Raw genomic sequence first — 14990 nt, 5'->3', positions numbered from 1 at the left:
TCCCGCTCTTGCGGCCCCCGTTCGCGGTCGGCGACGACCCTCCCCGTTGAGGAGAGGATCACGATGCACTCTCGTTCGTCCCCCTGGCGTGCCCGGTACCAGCAGCGGTTCGCGGACCCGCAAACCGTTGTGGCCCAGCCCACGACCTGGTGCAATCTGGACTGCCGGTACTGCTACCTCCCGTTCCGCAAGCTCAAGCATCAGATGCCTCGGGAGGTGGCAGGGGCTCTGGCGAAGTCGGTGGCCCAGTTCGAGGACAGCGGCCATCCCATCGGCATCGTCTGGCATGGCGGGGAACCGCTCGCCGTGGGCCAGCAGAAGCTCCAGGGTCTGCTCACGCCGTTCGAGGCCCTGCGCCAAGAGGGCCGGGTCCATCACTACGTTCAGACCAACGCGACGCTCCTTACCGAGACGTGGTGTGACCTGTTGATCGCGTACGACGTTCGCGTCGGGGTGAGCATCGACGGGCCTGCCGCTTTGAATGCCGAGCGCGTCGACCTTCAGGGCAAGCCTGCCTTCGACCGGATCTTGCGTGGCATCACACGGCTGCGCGAGCGCGGCATTCCGTTCTCCGTGATCTCAGTGGTCGGCACCGAGGGCGTTGCGATGCCGGAGGAGCTGCTGGCGTACCTGGACACGTTGGGAAGTCACTCGGTGGGCTTCAACATCGAGGAGATTGAAGGGGCCAATATCGACCGGCAGCCACCCACCGAGGTCCAGGCCCAGGAGTTCTGGTGCCGCGTCCTCACCTGGGCCCGCGAGCACCCCGGCGCCCCGTCGGTAAGGGAAGTCGAACGCCTCGCCGAGTACCTCCAGCTGATTCGTTCAGGTCGGAGGGCCGAGTGGGACCAGCGCCGCCTCGACCCGATCCCGACCGTCTCGTGGAATGGCGATGTGGTTCTGCTCTCCCCAGAACTAGCCGATACCGAGGCGCCAGAGTACGGCGACTTCCTGGCTGGCAACGTCCTCGACCGGCCCCTGGCAGAGATTCTTGGAGACGCTCACCGGCTGCGTTACGTCCGCGACTTCCTCACCGGCCTGGACCGCTGCCAGGCCGAATGTGAGTTCTTCGCCTTCTGTCGTGGCGCTCAGGCTGCCAACCGCTACTTCGAGAACGGCAGCCTCCAGTCCACCGAGACCAACTACTGCCGGGTCACTCGACAGGCCTTGGTCACGGCCCTGTCCACTCTCGCGATGAAGGAGACAGCCGCATGACGGTCCTCGACAGGCTGGCCACGTCCGATGCTCCCGTCGTGGTGGAGTTGATAGCCCTCCACGACGTCCTGTCTCCGGTGATCGTTGAAGCGATGTGGGACAACCGGCCCACGTGGGACAACTGGGCGAAGACCCCGGCTCCCTTCGATAACCGTCCGACCTGGGACAACTGGAACAAGAGGAAGTAGCCGCGCCGCTGCTGACACCCGCCAGAGGGTGTCAGCAGCGCCATGGCCGAACCACCGCGCTGAAAGGCTGTTGATGGACACCCGCACGATCCGCCGCACGAGCGTCACCCTTCCCGCCCTCGATGAGCCGGGCCGCTACCTCTCAGCCGTCACATCGCTGGAGGGCGGCCGCGGCCGGATGGCGGAGTTCCACTTCGCCGACGCCGATCTGCGGGACCTCGACCTGGCCGACACCCACCTGATGGACGGGCGGATCAGCGGCGTGAAGGTCCAGCGGGCCCGGCTGGAGAGCGTCCGCGTCGACTCCGTGGAGTTCGCTGGCTGTGACTTGGCCTCTCTGCGGTGGGCCGACAGCAAGGTGTCCCGGGCCGTGTTCCGCGACTGCAAGCTGATGGGCGCCGCGCTCGAAGGCGTCACGCTCGACCATGTGCTGTTCGAGGACTGCAAGCTCGACTACAGCACCTTCACCCGTGTCCGGGCCGTCGGCCCGGTGATCTTCTCCAGGTGCTCACTGCGCGAGACCACCTTCGCCGCCGCCGACCTGGGCGCCGCCCTGGCCGACGACTGCGACCTGCGGCTGACCGAGTTCGACGGCGGTACGTACGGCGGCCTCGACCTCCGGGGCAACGACCTCTCCCAGCTTCGCGGCCTCGCCTGCCTCCAGCGGATTGTCATCGACCAAGCGCAGACACTGCAACTGGCCGAAGCCCTTACCGCCGAGCTGGACATCACCTTCGGCGAAGACCTTGAGGGCAGCTAGGGGCCCGTTCACCAGATGCGAGCGGCTCGAAGAGGGTTGTCTCGACGGCGAACGGGCCCACGATCACAGTGGTTATGGCGTGGCCAGGTCCAGCTCGGCCCAGATTTCCTTGCCTACCGTGCGCTCGCAGATGCCCCAGCGGGCGGCGAGGGTGGTGACGATGAGCAGGCCGCGGCCGTGTGTGGCGTCGGGGGACGGCTGACGGGGCTCGGGGAGCCGTTCGCCCTTCGGGTCGGCGACGGCGATGCGCAGGCTCGTCGCGGTGAGAGTGAGGTCGAGAAGGAACAGTCGCCCGGGTACGCGGCCATGACGCACGGCGTTGCCCGCCAGCTCGGCGACGATGAGTTCGGCGTCGTCGACCAGGGCGGGGTGGCCCCACTCCGCGACCATCCGCGCGGCGTGCCGCCGGGCGCGGGTCACGTTTCGCCGTGTCGGGACGTAGTCGACGCGGTCCTTGTGGATGACGGGGTCTTGGGGTGCGATCGCCATCGCGTACCTCCGTGCGGGCAGGGCGGAGCGGATCCGCCAACTGGCGTCCCTGTGTAAGCGGTTCATTGCGGAAGGTAGCCCTGTGAGTGTGATCGGTTCAACTCAACTGAGGAAAATTCAACCGATCTCGCTTGCGGGGATGTGTCCAGACGCATCAAACTGGCGGCATCTCGCTGAGGAGAGGTGTCTGGTGACAGAGGGTCAGTCCACCCAAGCGAACAGCACATCAAGCGTCTTGGGACGGAGGCTGGGCGGCGAGCTGATGGGGCTCCGGACCGGAGCGGGCTTGACGCAGACGCAAGCGGCGAAGGCGCTCAGCGCTTCGACGGGCAAGGTCGCCAAGATGGAGGGCGGCTGGGTTCCCATCCGCGACCCGGACATCCGCGCCTTGTGCACGCTGTACGGCGTCAACGACCCGGCGACCGTCGGCGGGCTCCTTGAGCTGGCGCGCATCGACCGCGAACGCCGCAAGGCCAAGGGCTGGTGGAACGACGTCCCGCTCACCAAGACCATGAGGGAGTACGTACCGCTTGAGAGCGCGGCCACGGCTGTCAAAGCGTGGCAGGTGTCGTTCATTCCCGGGCTGCTTCAGACCGCTGACTACGTGCGGTCGGCGCGTCGCGCGTCGGCTCCAGGTGAGAGCCTCGGTCAGATCGAGGCGTTCGTCGCCTCCCGGGTTGCCCGTCAACAGAGGCTCACCGAGGACAAGCCGCTCTCCCTCTGGGCCGTCATCGCGGAGGCGGCGCTGCGCATCCCTGCGGCAGAGCCCAAGATGATGCGGGAGCAGTTGTCGAGCCTGCTCGATTGGAGCGAGCGCCCCAACGTCACGATTCAGGTGCTCCCCTTCGGCGCGGGGATGATGCCAGGGCTCGCCGGTTCGTTCAACGTCCTCTCGTTCGCCGAGCCGGGTGCCATGGACGTGGTGTACCAGGAATTGGCGTTCTCCACGACATGGGTCGAGGGTGGTGAAGGCGCGGCGCAGCACGTAGAACTGTTCGAGGAGACTGCGCGGGCCGCGCTATCCGAAACCGATTCCCGAGCGTTCATCGGGACACTCTGCAAAGGACTTTGAGCTGTGGCAACGTTCTTCTTCCGTAAGTCGAGCTACAGCAACGGGCAGGAAGAATGCGTCGAGGTGGCTACGAACGTGCCCGGTGCCGTGGCGATACGTGACTCCAAGCGCCCGGACGGGCCGATGCTCCACCTGACCCCCGCCGCCTGGGCGGACTTCCGGGCCGCCGTCGCCGGTGGGCGGATCGCGGGGGCGCCTCAGGCGTGAGCGGGGGCATTCGCACGGGAGGGTGGCGGAGCCCGACCAGGTGCGTGCGCGGTCACAGGAGATCGGGTTGAGCACGGCGTGGTGACCGGGCAGCGGCATAGCCACGCCATGCCGAAGGTCAGTTCGGTCATCGCGTATTCCTCTCGCGCGGGTCGCGCGGGAAGAGCGCCGATATTCTGGGCAGCCCTGCGGCCCAGCGGGTGCGTGCGGAGGGGCTGCCAGCCGAACTACGACGAGGAGCGGCGTGTTCGTCGACCGGGTGCGCGTACCGGAGGGTCTGATGCCCGGGCGTGGCGAACGCGAGCGGTGGCCGTTCACCGTGCCCGCCGTGGCACAGCTCCTCGAAGAGGATCTCGCGTTCACCCGGCCGGTGACCTTCCTGGTAGGGGACAACGGTTCAGGCAAGTCGACCCTGGTCGAGGCGATCGCGGAGAGCTTCAAGCTGGATGCCTACGGTGGCCGTCTGGCCCGGGTCCACGGTCGGCCCGACCTGACGAAGACCGCGCTGGGCGAAGTCCTGCGGGCGGACACCACCCGGGCCGGGGCGCGGATGCTCGCCGGGCCCCGTAAGAACAAGAAGGGCTTCTTCCTCCGGGCCGAGACCGCGTTCGACATGACCGAGAACCTCGGCGGCGTACCGGGGTACTGGGAAGAGGACACCAGCCGCATGAGCCATGGCGAGGGCTTCCTCGCCATGTTCCGCGCCATGTTCGCCGCGCCCGGTTTCTACGTCATGGACGAGCCGGAGGCCGCTTTGTCCTTCACCTCCTGCCTCCAGCTCGTCGGGGTCATACACGAGCTGGGCGAGTGCGGTGCCCAGGTCGTCTGCGCCACCCACTCGCCGATCCTCGCCAGCACCCCCGGCGCGGACATCATCGAAGTCGGCGACGACGGCTTCCGCCGGGTGGCATGGGAGGACCTGGAACTGGTCGACCACTGGCGCCGCTACATGAGCAACCCGACCGCCTACCTGCGCCACATCGTCCAGTGACCGCCGCCCCGGCCTCCGCAGCGCATCGATATGGCGCGGGGCGCCCGCCGGGACCGGTCCCGCCCGCACAATCCGATGGCGGGACGCCGCCCGGGCGTTGAGAATCGCCGGAGGGAAGGAGGCGGTGATCCGGGTGGAGCCGGAGAACACCGCGTCTGCCGCGGTCGCCCAGCGGGCGGGGTTCACCCCCGGTGGGCGCACACGCGGCGGGGACGGGACGCGGCTCGACTGGTACGTGCGGGACCTGCGCGTCCACACCGCCGAGGGGACCCACTGGCTCCGGCGCCACACCGCCCGGTGGCTCCGCTTCGCGCGGGTGACCGTTCGGGTCGTACCGGCGGCGGCGGGGGAGACGACCGTCGAGATCGGGGACGATCCGTACGGCTGGCTGCGGACCGTCCACGGGCCGGACGCCCGGCCGTACACCAACGACGGCGGGCTTCGCCAGGAGGCGGTCGACGGGGTCCGGTACGCCCTGGAACGGCTCGACCCGGCCCCGGCGGTGCGGGTGGTCGTCACCGAGATCATGGACCGCCTCGTGGACACCGGGCCCGGCGACGTGAAGTACGCGGCGGCCTACGCGCTCTGGGACGCGCTGGGCGTCGAGCCTCCCGTACGCCCCTACCTGACCGAGGCGGACGGGACGCCCGTCTTCCCGGAGTGATCGCCGCGCCGCTCAGTTCTTCCGGACGCGGATCACGGGGGCGTGGGTGATGGGGAAGTTCACCGAGCGGGCGATGAAGCACAGGGCGTGCACGTCGCCGTGCAGCGCGCGGGCCTTCTCCGTCATCGACGCGTCGGTGACGGTCACCTCGGGGCGCAGGATGACCTCGGTGATCTGCCCGCCCCGGCCGACCTCGTCCATGGTCATGACCCCATGGGCGTGGTCCTCGTACTCGGTGACGGTGACCCCGCCCTCCGCGCAGAGGTGGAGGTACCAGAGCATGTGGCACTGGGCGACGGAGGCCACGAGCAGTTCCTCGGGGTTCCAGCGGGCGGGGTCGCCGCGGAAGGCGGGGTCCGAGGAGGCGGCGATTCCGGCCTTGCCGTCTGCCAGGACCTCGTGATCGTGACCGTAGGACGGGTAGCTCGCCGTGCCCGTGCCGAGGTTGCCCGTCCACTCGACGGTGACGTCGTACGTGTGTGTGGTGGCCATGAGCCAGAGCTTAGGAGGGGCGGCATGGTCAGCCCAGACCCCGACGAGGCGCCCGTCGAGCGAGGCCGGTTACGCGACCAGCCGCAGCCAGGCCGCCGCGAGTGCGGCGTGACCGGCCGGTGTCGGGTGGACGCCGTCCGCGGCCCAGTACTCCGGCCCGGTCGCCGCGGCGAGCTGGGCGAACATGCCGTCGGCGGCGAGCAGTTGCGCACCGTACGTGCGGGCGAGCTGGCGCACGACCTGGATCTTCGGGTCCAGGTCGGTGCGCCACTCGTTCCGCTCCTTCTCGCCGATGAGCGCGGTACCGGCACCGGCCTCCACGACGCCGTGGATCGGGAGGAGGAACGGCTCGATGAGGATCAGCCGCGTGCCCGCCTCGGCGAGGGGCGCGAGCAGGCGGTCGTAACCCGCCTCGAACTCGTCCGCGCCGATCACGTACCCCTTCGGGTCCAGCGTGTGCCAGCCCATGTCGTTGACCCCGACGAGGATCGACACCACGTCCGGGCGCGCGTCGAGTACGTCTGTCCGCCAGCGGGCTTCGAGGTCCCTCACCTTGTGGCCGCCGATCCCGGTGTTCAGCCAGGTCACGGGCCGGTCCGGGTGCCGGAGCCCCCATTCGCCCGCGACGCGCAGCGGGTAGCCGAACCCGAGGCCGTCTTCGCTCTCCTGTCGTTGGCAGTCGGTGATCGAGTCGCCGGTGAACATCACGGTGCTTCCCGGTCGGAGGGTGATCGTCATATGCGCTCCTGGAACGTGGTGAGGGACCTCTCGAAAGGTGCCGGACCCCACCGACATCGAGCCGACAGCCCCCGATACGCCGCCGACATGACGGCCGGGCCCGTGGCGTCCGCACCAGCGGACACCACGGGCCGCAGGAGTGGCCGTCAGGTCACCACCACCTGGTGCAGGCGACATCCGGATAGTTGCTGGCCTTGCCGCAGGCCCGCATCAGGTTGCCCTTGTTGTTGAACGCGTCGGTGTGGTTGCTGCCGCCGGTGCTGATCTTGGTGACGCTGAGCTGCTTCCAGGTCCGGCCGCGATCGAGGCTGCGGTCCACCCACACCAGGTCGCCGGGCGAGCCGAAGATCCGGCCCCAGGCGCAGGTGCCGTTGTAGCGCAGCTCGATGCCGCGCGAGTGGGTCGAGGCGGACGCGACGGTCCGGGCGTTGGTGGTGTTGCAGCCCTCGGCGGCCTGAGCCGGAGCCGGGGTCACCGCGGCGAGCATGGCTCCGGTGAGGCCCACGGCGGCGATGGTGCCGAGGAGAGTCCTGCGAGTGCGCATGTCTGACGTCCTTCCGGTTGTGTGGATCGCTCATCCAGCGACAATCCGGGGTATACCGCGACTCCCCCGGGACCGGTCCCGCCCCGCGCGGCGCCGGACCCGTCCCCACACCGGTCGGAACACACCGGTCCGAACGCTCAACTCCTCGCCCAGACAGGGCGATAGGGGAAGATTGCACCTCATCGCGTCAGCCGTTGTTCAGACCTGAAGGACGGATCACCTATGGAGGATCCCCGCCGTGCGATACGTACGACTTGTCAAAGGGGCCCTGACCGCCACCGTCGCCACCGCGGCCTGCCACGCCCTCATGTCCGGCGGCTATGCGTGGGCCCGCGACAGCAGGGACGCGGGCGGGGACACGATGTTCTCCGGGGCCTTTGAGTTCCTGCTCACTACGGCCGCTTCCTGGGCTCTGATGCCGTTTCTGCTGTGGGCCGGTATGCGGGTGATGGGGGAGGCCCGCAGCGCTGTGCTGGTGGTCGTCGGGGGGTTGGTATGGGTGGGGGTCTCCGGGTACTTCAGCGACGAGATCGACCGCGTGGGCGGGCACATGCCGGTCCTGGCCCTCGCCGCGTACGTTCTTCTCGTTACGGGGCTGTCGGGGGTCGCCCCAGCCCCCGCGACGGAGACTCCCCGGCGATGACCGTTCGAAAGGGGTTCGGCGGGAGAGAAGGGCGTCGACCGCACGTATCTCTTTCCGGTCGCCGAAACGGCACGGGAAGTGGTTGCCCTGGCACGGCGGGCTGGCGTGCGCCGCCTCTGCTGGGAGGATTCGCGGCGGCGAGCGCGGATTTCCTGCTCGGTATCGCGGACTATTCGGGCGACGAGACGGACCCGCAGGCGTTTGAGGAGTTATGTCGGCCGTTGCTGGTCCCGGTATTCGCTGGGCGAGATGCCGTACGTGGCGCGGAACGCGCGGGTGAAGTCGGCGGGCCGGGGGAATCCCCAGCGGGCGGCGATGCCCCGGATGGGCACGTGGCGCCTCACAGGGTCGGCCAGGTCGCGGCGGCAGTGTTCAAGACGCTGACCGCGCATCCAGGAGCGGACGCTCACACCGTGCTGCTGGAACAACCGGTGCAGCGAGCGGACGGATATGTGGTGGGCCGCCGCTATCGCGCCTGCGGTGAGGGTCGCATCGCCCAGGCGGTGCTGGATGAACGAGATGATCCGCAGATACAGGGCACGTTGCCGGGAGTCGGCTGGAATATCGCCCTCGCGGTCCAGGTGATGCGCCAGGAAGGCGGCGGCCAGGTCAAGGCCGACAGTGCCGAGCCGCGCGGCGTCCTGTGGCGTATAGCCAGCGCCGTATTTCGCCAGGTGGGTGAGGAAATCCGCCAGCAACCGGCCCATTCCCTGATCTCCCGGGAGCGGACAGGCCATGATCTGATCGAGTTGTTCGGCGGCCAGGGGAATCAGCGCGCGGGGGAACTGGAGGAGGAGCGACTCACCGTCACCGTAGGAGGTGAAGGGCCTTGAGCTGTTCCAGATCAAGAACTCGCGTGGGCGCCCCCCGATTTTCTGCCGGTTCTGCTGTAACACATGGGTGCCCGCACGTAGGAGGGAGATCTGGATGCACTCCGGGTCCGCGGTGCGGATCAGCTTGGGGGTCCGGATCGTGCAGAACGAGGAGTACGCCGCTGCCGACACCTGCACCGGCCCCAACGGCATTGCCCTGAACCAGCCGCGAAAGACGTCGATGTCGACGAGCCGGAAGTGCGTCGGCATCACGGCGTCCCGCATGGCGTCCGTCCACGCGTCAAGAACATCCCGCGCGGGGAAGTCGTCGCTGTCGAACACAACCTCCACAAGAATCCCCCGGAGCCAAGCGTCCCTCACTTCCCAACCGGTGCGATAGGGCGCAATACGCCAAAAACGTGCCTCCGGTACGCGGGAAGCTCCGGCCGGGCAGATGCCCTCGGCCGGAGCTTCACGCGTACCGGAACGGAAGCAGCCGTCAGCAGGTGACGACCTTGCCGTACGACCCGATGCTCCAACTCCACACCCGGCCCTCACCGCGCGAATAGGTCCAGCACCGTTTGTCGGGGCCGTTGTTGATGACCACCTTCAGGTGCATGGTCTTGCCGCAGTTGTTCCTGACGGTCACCTGCTTCTTCTGCTTGATGACATCCCGCTTGACGCACGCCGGGGCCGTGCCCCGGACGCTCGTGCTGGTCGCCTGCTCGGCGGATGCGGCCATCGCCGATCCGGCGGGGACGGCGAGTCCGCCACCGAGGACTGCGGTGACCGTTAAGGCCGCGGCCTTCGTACGCAATGACATGGGTTGCGTCCTCTTTCCCGCACGCGGGCCGGGTCCCCCCGTTGGGTCCCTTCGCCCTGGTGCTCGCCGACGAAACTACGGACGCCGCGCCGGGCCGTCGTCAGCAGCGCGCGCCAACCGCTTAGCGCTACGTGCCAGACTCCGTGCGGCCCCGGCCCTTCTGCGCGCCGGGCCCGGTTCCGTGCTGGTGCGCATGGTGGTGGCGGTAGTCGCTGGGCGGCATGCCGAACCGCGCGCGGAAAGCGCGGGTGAAGTCGGCGGGCCGGGGAAATCCCCAGCGGGCCGCCACGGCCCGGATCGGCACGTGACGCTGCAGAGGGTCTTCCAGGTCACGGCGGCAGGACGCCAGGCGCTGGCCGCGAATCCAGGAGTGGACGCTCACGCCGTGCTGCTGGAACAGCCGGTGCAGCGAGCGGACGGAGATGTGATGGACCGCCGCGATACGGGCCGGGCCAAGGTCCGCGTCAGCCAGGTGCTGCTGGACGTAGGAGCCGATCTGCAGGAACAGGACCTGCTGGCGGGATTCCGGCGGCAGGTCGCGGCTCCGGTCGAGGTGATGGGCGAGCGTTGCCGCGACCAGGTCGATCGCGGTACCGGCCAGCCGAATCCGGTCACGGCCGGTACACGCCGACTCCTCGTCGGCCACTGTCTGCAGAAACTGAGCCAGCAGCCGACCGACGCCGCTCTGCCCCGGGATCGGCACGGCAAGCAGCTCTGCGACCTGCCGCTCCCGCAGCGGCAGCAGCCTCTTGGGAAGCTGCAGCACCAAGGACTCGGCCCGCCGCCGGGATACGGGCACCATCGCGTCGAAGGGGCGTGAGCTGTCGTACAGCGTGAGGTCGCCGACCTCGATCAGACTGCGTCGACGCACCTGGTCGAGGCCCTGCTGCCCAGTTCTGATCAGACAGATCTGGTAGCACTCGGGATCGGACTGCCTGATGAGGGACGGGGCGCGGTACGAGTGCAGCGCGGCAGTCGATATGCCGACAAGTTGAGCCGCCCCCAGCTCCATGGTCTGTAGCCGCGCGCCGAAGGCAGTCGGCTCGGGGAACGTGATGCGGCAGGGGGCCAGCGACGCCGCCACGGCCTCGGTCCACGCCTCGGTGCGCTCGTTCACGGACAGTCCGTCACTGTCGAATACGGTCTCCATCTCAACCCGCCCCGTATCAGGTGCATGCGTACTCAGGACGAGCATGCCGCCGGGCGCATGAGCGGCGACAGAGGGCAGTGAACGGCCAGCCCTGACGGAGGAACCGGCGTTCCCGCTGGGATGTCCTGGCAGGCATGGCAGAGTTTCTGTTCCCGACCCTGGTCTTCGCGCCGCTCGTCGCGCCCTGGGTGGTCGTGGTCGTCGCCGTGGTGCTCGTTCTGCGGGCCTGCGCCTACCGGCGGCTGCCGGGTGGTGGGTGGCAGCTGCCGAGCGTCTCGTCGTGCGTGCTGGTCGCGGTCATGGCCGGGGCGGCGGCGTACGGGGCGTACGCGTGGGGGGTGATGTCGGGGTTCTTCGTCCTCGACCCGGATCAGATGTGTACGGTGCAGGGCCTGCCGGGCGACCACATCGTGACGCGGTGGACGCTGCCGGTCAGTGCGCGGTGTGTGACGCCGGGCGGGCTGGAATCCGAGTTGGTGCCGGGGTGGGTGAACCCCGTGGTGTTCCTGGGGCTGGCCCTGTTCGTGTCCGCCGTCGTGGCGGGAACCCTCGCAGGTGCGCGCCGACGCGCAAACCAGTCGGCGTAACCGTCGCCTTCAGGCCGTCGCCTTCAGGATCGTCGACGTCAGTACGTCCGTCAGCGTCGCCGTCGGCCGTCCGAGCAGGTGGGCGAGCGTGGGGTCGGTCGGGGCGAAGTCGCCCCGGTGGCTTGCCGCGAACAGGCCTACGAGCAGGTCGGCCCGGGACTCGGGCAGGCCGTGTTTCATCAGGTGCGCGCGGTAGTCGGCGTCGGAGACGACGACCCTGCGGACCGGACGGCCCGTCAGCCGGTTTGCGAGCGCCGCGATACCGGCCAGGTCGATCGCCTCGGGGCCGGTGAGCGGGGGCGTCGTTCCGTCGAGGGAGAGGGAGAGGGAGAGGGAGGGGGAGAGGTCGTCGCCGCCCTCGGTGAGGGCGAGCGCCGCCGCGTCGGCGAGGTCGGCGTGGTCGGTCCAGGCGACCGGCCCGTCCTCGGGCGCGACGAGTTCGCCGGTGTCGAGCGCGGCGCCGAGCAGCATCACGGCCGTCGAGGCGTAGAAGCCGTTGCGCAGCGAGGTGAAGGGGACGCCGGACGCGCGCAGCGCGGCTTCGGTGGCGGCGTGGTCGGGCATCGGAGCGAAGGGGGAGGTGGGGTCGGCGCCCATGTGGCTGGTGTAGAGGATGCGGCCCGCTCCGGCCGCCGCCGCGGCGTCGACGGCCGCGCGGTGCGCGCGTAAGGCCGCCTCGCCGGTGGCGTCCGTGGAGACGATCAGGACCTGCGAGGCGCCCTCGAAGGCGTGGGCGAGGCTCGACGGGTCGGTGAAGTCGCCCCGGCGGACGCGTATGCCCTGCTCGCCGAGGTCGCGCGCCTTCTCCGTGTCGCGCACGCTGACGCCGATCTCCTCGGCGGGGACGCGCGCCAGCAGCCGCTCGGTGACCGCCCGGCCGAGCCTGCCGCCTGCTCCGGTGACGATGATCATGGAGGCCTCCCGTTGATGACCTGGTGTTTCCAGTGATAACGAGCAGAGCGTATCACCGGAAACGAAGAGGCGCTAACGCGATCCTGTTATCGTTGGAAACATGGAGAGCGACGAAGTCACCACCACGGACGGGCACCGGGAACGCATCGTCGCGGCGGCCGCCCGACTGCTGGCGGAGGGCGGCACCGACGCGGTGTCGACCCGCGCGGTGAGCGCCGCCGCCGGGGTGCAGCCGCCGACCATCTACCGGCTCTTCGGTGACAAGCAGGGCTTGCTCGACGCCGTCGTCGCCCATGGCTTCGCGGCCTACTTGGCCGACAAGACCGCCGCGCAGCCCACCGATGACCCGGTCGAGGATCTACGCGCCGGGTGGGATCTCCACGTCGGTCTCGGCCTGGCCAACCCCGCGCTGTACCTGCTGATGTACGGTCAGCAGCCCCCCGGTGCGTCGTCGCCCGCGGCCCTCGCCGCCTTCGACGTACTCGCCGGGCACATCCGGCGCATCGCCGAGGCGGGCAGGCTGCGCGTGCCCGAGGAGCGGGCCGCCGCCCTCGTGCACGCCGCCGGATCCGGTGCGACGCTCGCGCTCATCGCCACGCCCGAGGAGCGCCGCGACCCCGGGCTGTCCCACGCCGCCCGCGAGGCCGTCCTCGCGGCGATCACCACCGCCGCCGCCCCCGCCGCCCCGGAATGCGAGCCCGGGCCAGGGAGCGCCGCCGTCACCCTCCGTGCCGTACTGTCGCGGAGCGACGCCCTGACCGCGTCCGAGAGCGCCCTCATGCGGGAATGGCTCGACCGGATCGCAGCCCGGGCCCGCTAATACCCGGCTGTGACGCACGTCACCGGAACTCCTCTGTCCGCGCTGGTCAGTTAAGGACGTGACCACAGATACGCGAACCCGGGTACGGGCCGGGGATCCCGACGCCTTCGCGGAACTCTTCGACGAGTACGCGCGCGCGGTGTACAACCACGCCTTCCGGCTGACCGCCGACTGGTCCGTGGCCGAGGACGTCATGTCGGCCACGTTCATGGAGGCGTGGCGGCGCCATGCGTCGGTCGAGGCCGAAGGGGGTTCGCTGCGGCCCTGGTTGCTGGGGATCGCCACCAACGTGGCCCGCTCGCACTGCCGCGGCAACCGGCGCTACCGGGCCGCGGCCGCCGCTGCCGCCGGGGCGGGGGAGGAGTCCGTACGGATCCCCGACCACGCCGAGGAGACGGCGGGCCGGGTGGACGACCGGCGGCGGATCAACGCCACGGTGACCGCGCTCGGTTCGCTGAAGCGGGCCGAGCGCGAGGTGCTGGTGCTGTGCCTGTGGGAGGGCATGGAGTACGCCGACGTCGCCCGCACCCTCGCCATCCCCCTCGGAACCGTCCGCTCCAGGCTGTCCCGCGCCCGGACGAAGCTACGCAAACTCGCCGATGCCGAACTCGTCAAGAAAAAACGGGAACTCGCCTCTCCCACCCGGCAGATAAGAGGTGATCGCAGCTACGCGATCCGGTCCGCAGAGAAAGGAAACCGATGAACGCCAGCCCCTCCCAGCCGCATCCGGCTGAGTGGCCGGAGACTCAGCAGCTCCGGGACACCGGGGAGCGGGGTCTCCCGGCGGGCCGCCACGCGTTTCACAAGGAGCACCTGATGGCCCAGATCCGTGACGACATCCGCAGCGCCGGGACCACCGCCCCGAAGGCCCCCGCGAGGCAGCGCAGCCCGTTCCTCCGCAAGCCGATCCTGCTGCCCGCCGTGGCCTGCGCCCTGGCCGGTGCGGTCGTGGGCGGCGTCGCCCTGTACGGCGGGAGCGGCGGCGACGGCGACGGTACGACGCCCCTGGCCACCGGCCCCGCGCTGACCACCCAGCTCGGCTCAGTCGACGCCAAGGGCGGCCCGCAGCTGCTGGACCGCGTCTCGCTGGCGGCGGGCTCCGGCGACACCGACGGGCCCGTGGTGCGCGACGGCCAGTTCCTCTACGTCGCCTCGAAGGTGGCCAGCACCTATCCCAGGACGGTGGACGACAAGACCACGGTGGTCAGCGAGGAGCTGCACGACCGTCAGGTCTGGGAGTCCCAGGACGGGAAGGACGGCTGGCTGATCGAAGCGGGTCAGACCAGCGACGAGGGCATGACGCTGGCCGGTCCGCACGCGTCCAGCTCGGCGTACGACAACCTCGTCAAGCTGCCCACCGACCCCGACGCCCTGCTGAAGAAGATCTACCAGGACGCCCGCGCGAACAAGGACAAGGAGGTCCCCCTCGACCAGGCGGCCTTCGTCGCCATCGGCGATCTGCTGACCGAGAGCTACCCGCCCGCCAAGCTGGTCCCCGCCCTCTACCAGGCCGCCGCGAAGATCCCCGGGGTGGTCGCGGTGGACGACGCGACCGACGCCACCGGCCGTCATGGGATCGCGGTGGCACGGATGGAGGACCAGAGCGGCCAGCGCGAGGAGTGGATCTTCGACAAGAAGAGCCTGAAGTTCCTCGGCGAGCGCACCGTCCAGGTCAAGCCGAGCCCGGACAAGAACGACCCGATCAAGCCCGGCACCGTGGTCCACACCAGCGCGATCACCCAGCGCGCGGTGGTCGACGGCAACAAGCAGCTGCCCGCGGGACAACAGGCGGGCTGACGATGCCGTCGAAGACCGCCACGGCGGCGGTGTGCACCCTGCTGATCTCCGTGGTGCTGACGGGGGCCGCGCTCGCGGCCCCCGGG

General features: G+C 69.6%; 20 protein-coding genes. 12 read left to right on the top strand and 8 right to left on the bottom strand.

Annotated elements, in window-relative coordinates; all coding sequences use genetic code 11:
• Window positions 1–63: 63 nt before the first annotated feature.
• The 3 genes from amcB (at window position 64) to ACWC5C_RS16815 (ending at window position 2163) form a co-directional block, all read left to right on the top strand.
• Window positions 64–1215, top strand: coding sequence for a cyclophane-forming radical SAM peptide maturase AmcB (amcB, locus tag ACWC5C_RS16825; protein WP_450876110.1), 1152 nt, complete (start codon window positions 64–66; stop codon window positions 1213–1215).
• Window positions 1212–1403, top strand: a complete 192-nt coding sequence (gene amcA / locus ACWC5C_RS16820) for a multiple cyclophane-containing RiPP AmcA (RefSeq protein WP_450876109.1) — start codon at window positions 1212–1214, stop codon at window positions 1401–1403. Before amcB ends, amcA begins: the two co-directional genes overlap by 4 nt.
• A 73-nt stretch (window positions 1404–1476) precedes the next feature.
• Window positions 1477–2163 carry a pentapeptide repeat-containing protein gene (locus ACWC5C_RS16815; protein WP_450876108.1) on the top strand — a complete coding sequence of 229 codons (687 nt, stop codon included), beginning with the start codon at window positions 1477–1479 and terminating at the stop codon, window positions 2161–2163.
• A 72-nt stretch (window positions 2164–2235) separates the two neighbouring features.
• On the opposite strand, the gene ACWC5C_RS16810 is transcribed toward ACWC5C_RS16815, so the two are convergent.
• A complete protein-coding gene (locus ACWC5C_RS16810; protein WP_450876107.1) occupies window positions 2236–2652 on the bottom strand; it encodes an ATP-binding protein in 417 nt (138 codons plus the stop codon).
• Between the two features lie 139 nt (window positions 2653–2791).
• Between ACWC5C_RS16810 and ACWC5C_RS16805 the strand changes: the two genes are divergently transcribed.
• The 4 genes from ACWC5C_RS16805 to ACWC5C_RS16790 all read left to right on the top strand — a co-directional run bounded on the left by ACWC5C_RS16805 (window position 2792) and on the right by ACWC5C_RS16790 (window position 5586).
• Window positions 2792–3724, top strand: a complete 933-nt coding sequence (locus ACWC5C_RS16805) for a helix-turn-helix domain-containing protein (protein WP_450876166.1) — start codon at window positions 2792–2794, stop codon at window positions 3722–3724.
• Between the two features lie 3 nt (window positions 3725–3727).
• Complete coding sequence (locus tag ACWC5C_RS16800; RefSeq protein ID WP_450876106.1) at window positions 3728–3931, top strand: DUF397 domain-containing protein; 204 nt, start codon at window positions 3728–3730, stop codon at window positions 3929–3931.
• Between the two features lie 244 nt (window positions 3932–4175).
• On the top strand, window positions 4176–4922 hold the full coding sequence (locus ACWC5C_RS16795; RefSeq protein ID WP_450876105.1) for an AAA family ATPase: 747 nt from the start codon (window positions 4176–4178) through the stop codon (window positions 4920–4922).
• Window positions 4923–5046: 124 nt separating this feature from the next.
• Window positions 5047–5586, top strand: a complete 540-nt coding sequence (locus ACWC5C_RS16790; protein ID WP_450876104.1) for a hypothetical protein — start codon at window positions 5047–5049, stop codon at window positions 5584–5586.
• A gap of 12 nt (window positions 5587–5598) precedes the next feature.
• On the opposite strand, the gene ACWC5C_RS16785 is transcribed toward ACWC5C_RS16790, so the two are convergent.
• From ACWC5C_RS16785 to ACWC5C_RS16775, 3 genes are all read right to left on the bottom strand, one after another.
• A complete protein-coding gene (locus tag ACWC5C_RS16785) occupies window positions 5599–6078 on the bottom strand; it encodes an OsmC family protein (RefSeq protein ID WP_450876103.1) in 480 nt (159 codons plus the stop codon).
• Window positions 6079–6147: 69 nt separating this feature from the next.
• Complete coding sequence (locus ACWC5C_RS16780) at window positions 6148–6816, bottom strand: SGNH/GDSL hydrolase family protein (RefSeq protein WP_450876102.1); 669 nt, start codon at window positions 6814–6816, stop codon at window positions 6148–6150.
• Window positions 6817–6967: 151 nt separating this feature from the next.
• On the bottom strand, window positions 6968–7360 hold the full coding sequence (locus ACWC5C_RS16775; RefSeq protein ID WP_450876101.1) for a glycosyl hydrolase: 393 nt from the start codon (window positions 7358–7360) through the stop codon (window positions 6968–6970).
• Window positions 7361–7598: 238 nt separating this feature from the next.
• Between ACWC5C_RS16775 and ACWC5C_RS16770 the strand changes: the two genes are divergently transcribed.
• A complete protein-coding gene (locus tag ACWC5C_RS16770; RefSeq protein WP_450876100.1) occupies window positions 7599–8003 on the top strand; it encodes a hypothetical protein in 405 nt (134 codons plus the stop codon).
• A gap of 209 nt (window positions 8004–8212) precedes the next feature.
• On the opposite strand, the gene ACWC5C_RS16765 is transcribed toward ACWC5C_RS16770, so the two are convergent.
• The 3 genes from ACWC5C_RS16765 to ACWC5C_RS16755 all read right to left on the bottom strand — a co-directional run bounded on the left by ACWC5C_RS16765 (window position 8213) and on the right by ACWC5C_RS16755 (window position 10788).
• Window positions 8213–9157 (bottom strand): helix-turn-helix domain-containing protein, encoded by a 945-nt coding sequence (locus tag ACWC5C_RS16765; RefSeq protein WP_450876099.1) that lies wholly within the window; start codon window positions 9155–9157, stop codon window positions 8213–8215.
• A gap of 157 nt (window positions 9158–9314) precedes the next feature.
• Entirely contained in the window at window positions 9315–9638 is a 324-nt protein-coding gene (locus ACWC5C_RS16760; RefSeq protein ID WP_450876098.1) for a hypothetical protein, read from the bottom strand.
• A gap of 127 nt (window positions 9639–9765) precedes the next feature.
• Window positions 9766–10788 carry an AraC-like ligand-binding domain-containing protein gene (locus ACWC5C_RS16755; RefSeq protein ID WP_450876097.1) on the bottom strand — a complete coding sequence of 341 codons (1023 nt, stop codon included), beginning with the start codon at window positions 10786–10788 and terminating at the stop codon, window positions 9766–9768.
• 134 nt (window positions 10789–10922) lie between these two features.
• On the opposite strand from ACWC5C_RS16755, the gene ACWC5C_RS16750 reads away from it, so the two are divergent.
• Entirely contained in the window at window positions 10923–11375 is a 453-nt protein-coding gene (locus tag ACWC5C_RS16750; protein ID WP_450876096.1) for a hypothetical protein, read from the top strand.
• A 9-nt stretch (window positions 11376–11384) separates the two neighbouring features.
• Here the strand turns inward: ACWC5C_RS16750 and ACWC5C_RS16745 are convergent, their stop codons facing one another.
• Window positions 11385–12287: an NAD(P)H-binding protein gene (locus ACWC5C_RS16745; RefSeq protein WP_450876095.1), complete on the bottom strand. Its 903-nt coding sequence runs from the start codon at window positions 12285–12287 to the stop codon at window positions 11385–11387.
• A gap of 100 nt (window positions 12288–12387) precedes the next feature.
• Here ACWC5C_RS16745 and ACWC5C_RS16740 point away from each other — a divergent pair, with 100 nt between their 5' ends.
• From ACWC5C_RS16740 to ACWC5C_RS16730, 3 genes are read left to right on the top strand one after another with little or no spacing between them, the layout of a single operon-like run.
• The gene (locus ACWC5C_RS16740) at window positions 12388–13107 is read left to right on the top strand and encodes a TetR/AcrR family transcriptional regulator (RefSeq protein ID WP_450876094.1); all 720 of its coding nucleotides are present in this window, start codon (window positions 12388–12390) and stop codon (window positions 13105–13107) included.
• A gap of 58 nt (window positions 13108–13165) precedes the next feature.
• Window positions 13166–13810 (top strand): RNA polymerase sigma factor, encoded by a 645-nt coding sequence (locus tag ACWC5C_RS16735; RefSeq protein ID WP_450876093.1) that lies wholly within the window; start codon window positions 13166–13168, stop codon window positions 13808–13810.
• On the top strand, window positions 13807–14904 hold the full coding sequence (locus tag ACWC5C_RS16730; protein WP_450876092.1) for a CU044_5270 family protein: 1098 nt from the start codon (window positions 13807–13809) through the stop codon (window positions 14902–14904). Before ACWC5C_RS16735 ends, ACWC5C_RS16730 begins: the two co-directional genes overlap by 4 nt.
• Window positions 14905–14990: the final 86 nt, after the last annotated feature.

The organism is Streptomyces sp. NPDC001700, from assembly GCF_053596435.1.
The sequence above is the reverse complement of the archived record's forward strand: the minus strand, read 5'-3'. Positions and strand labels throughout refer to the sequence as shown.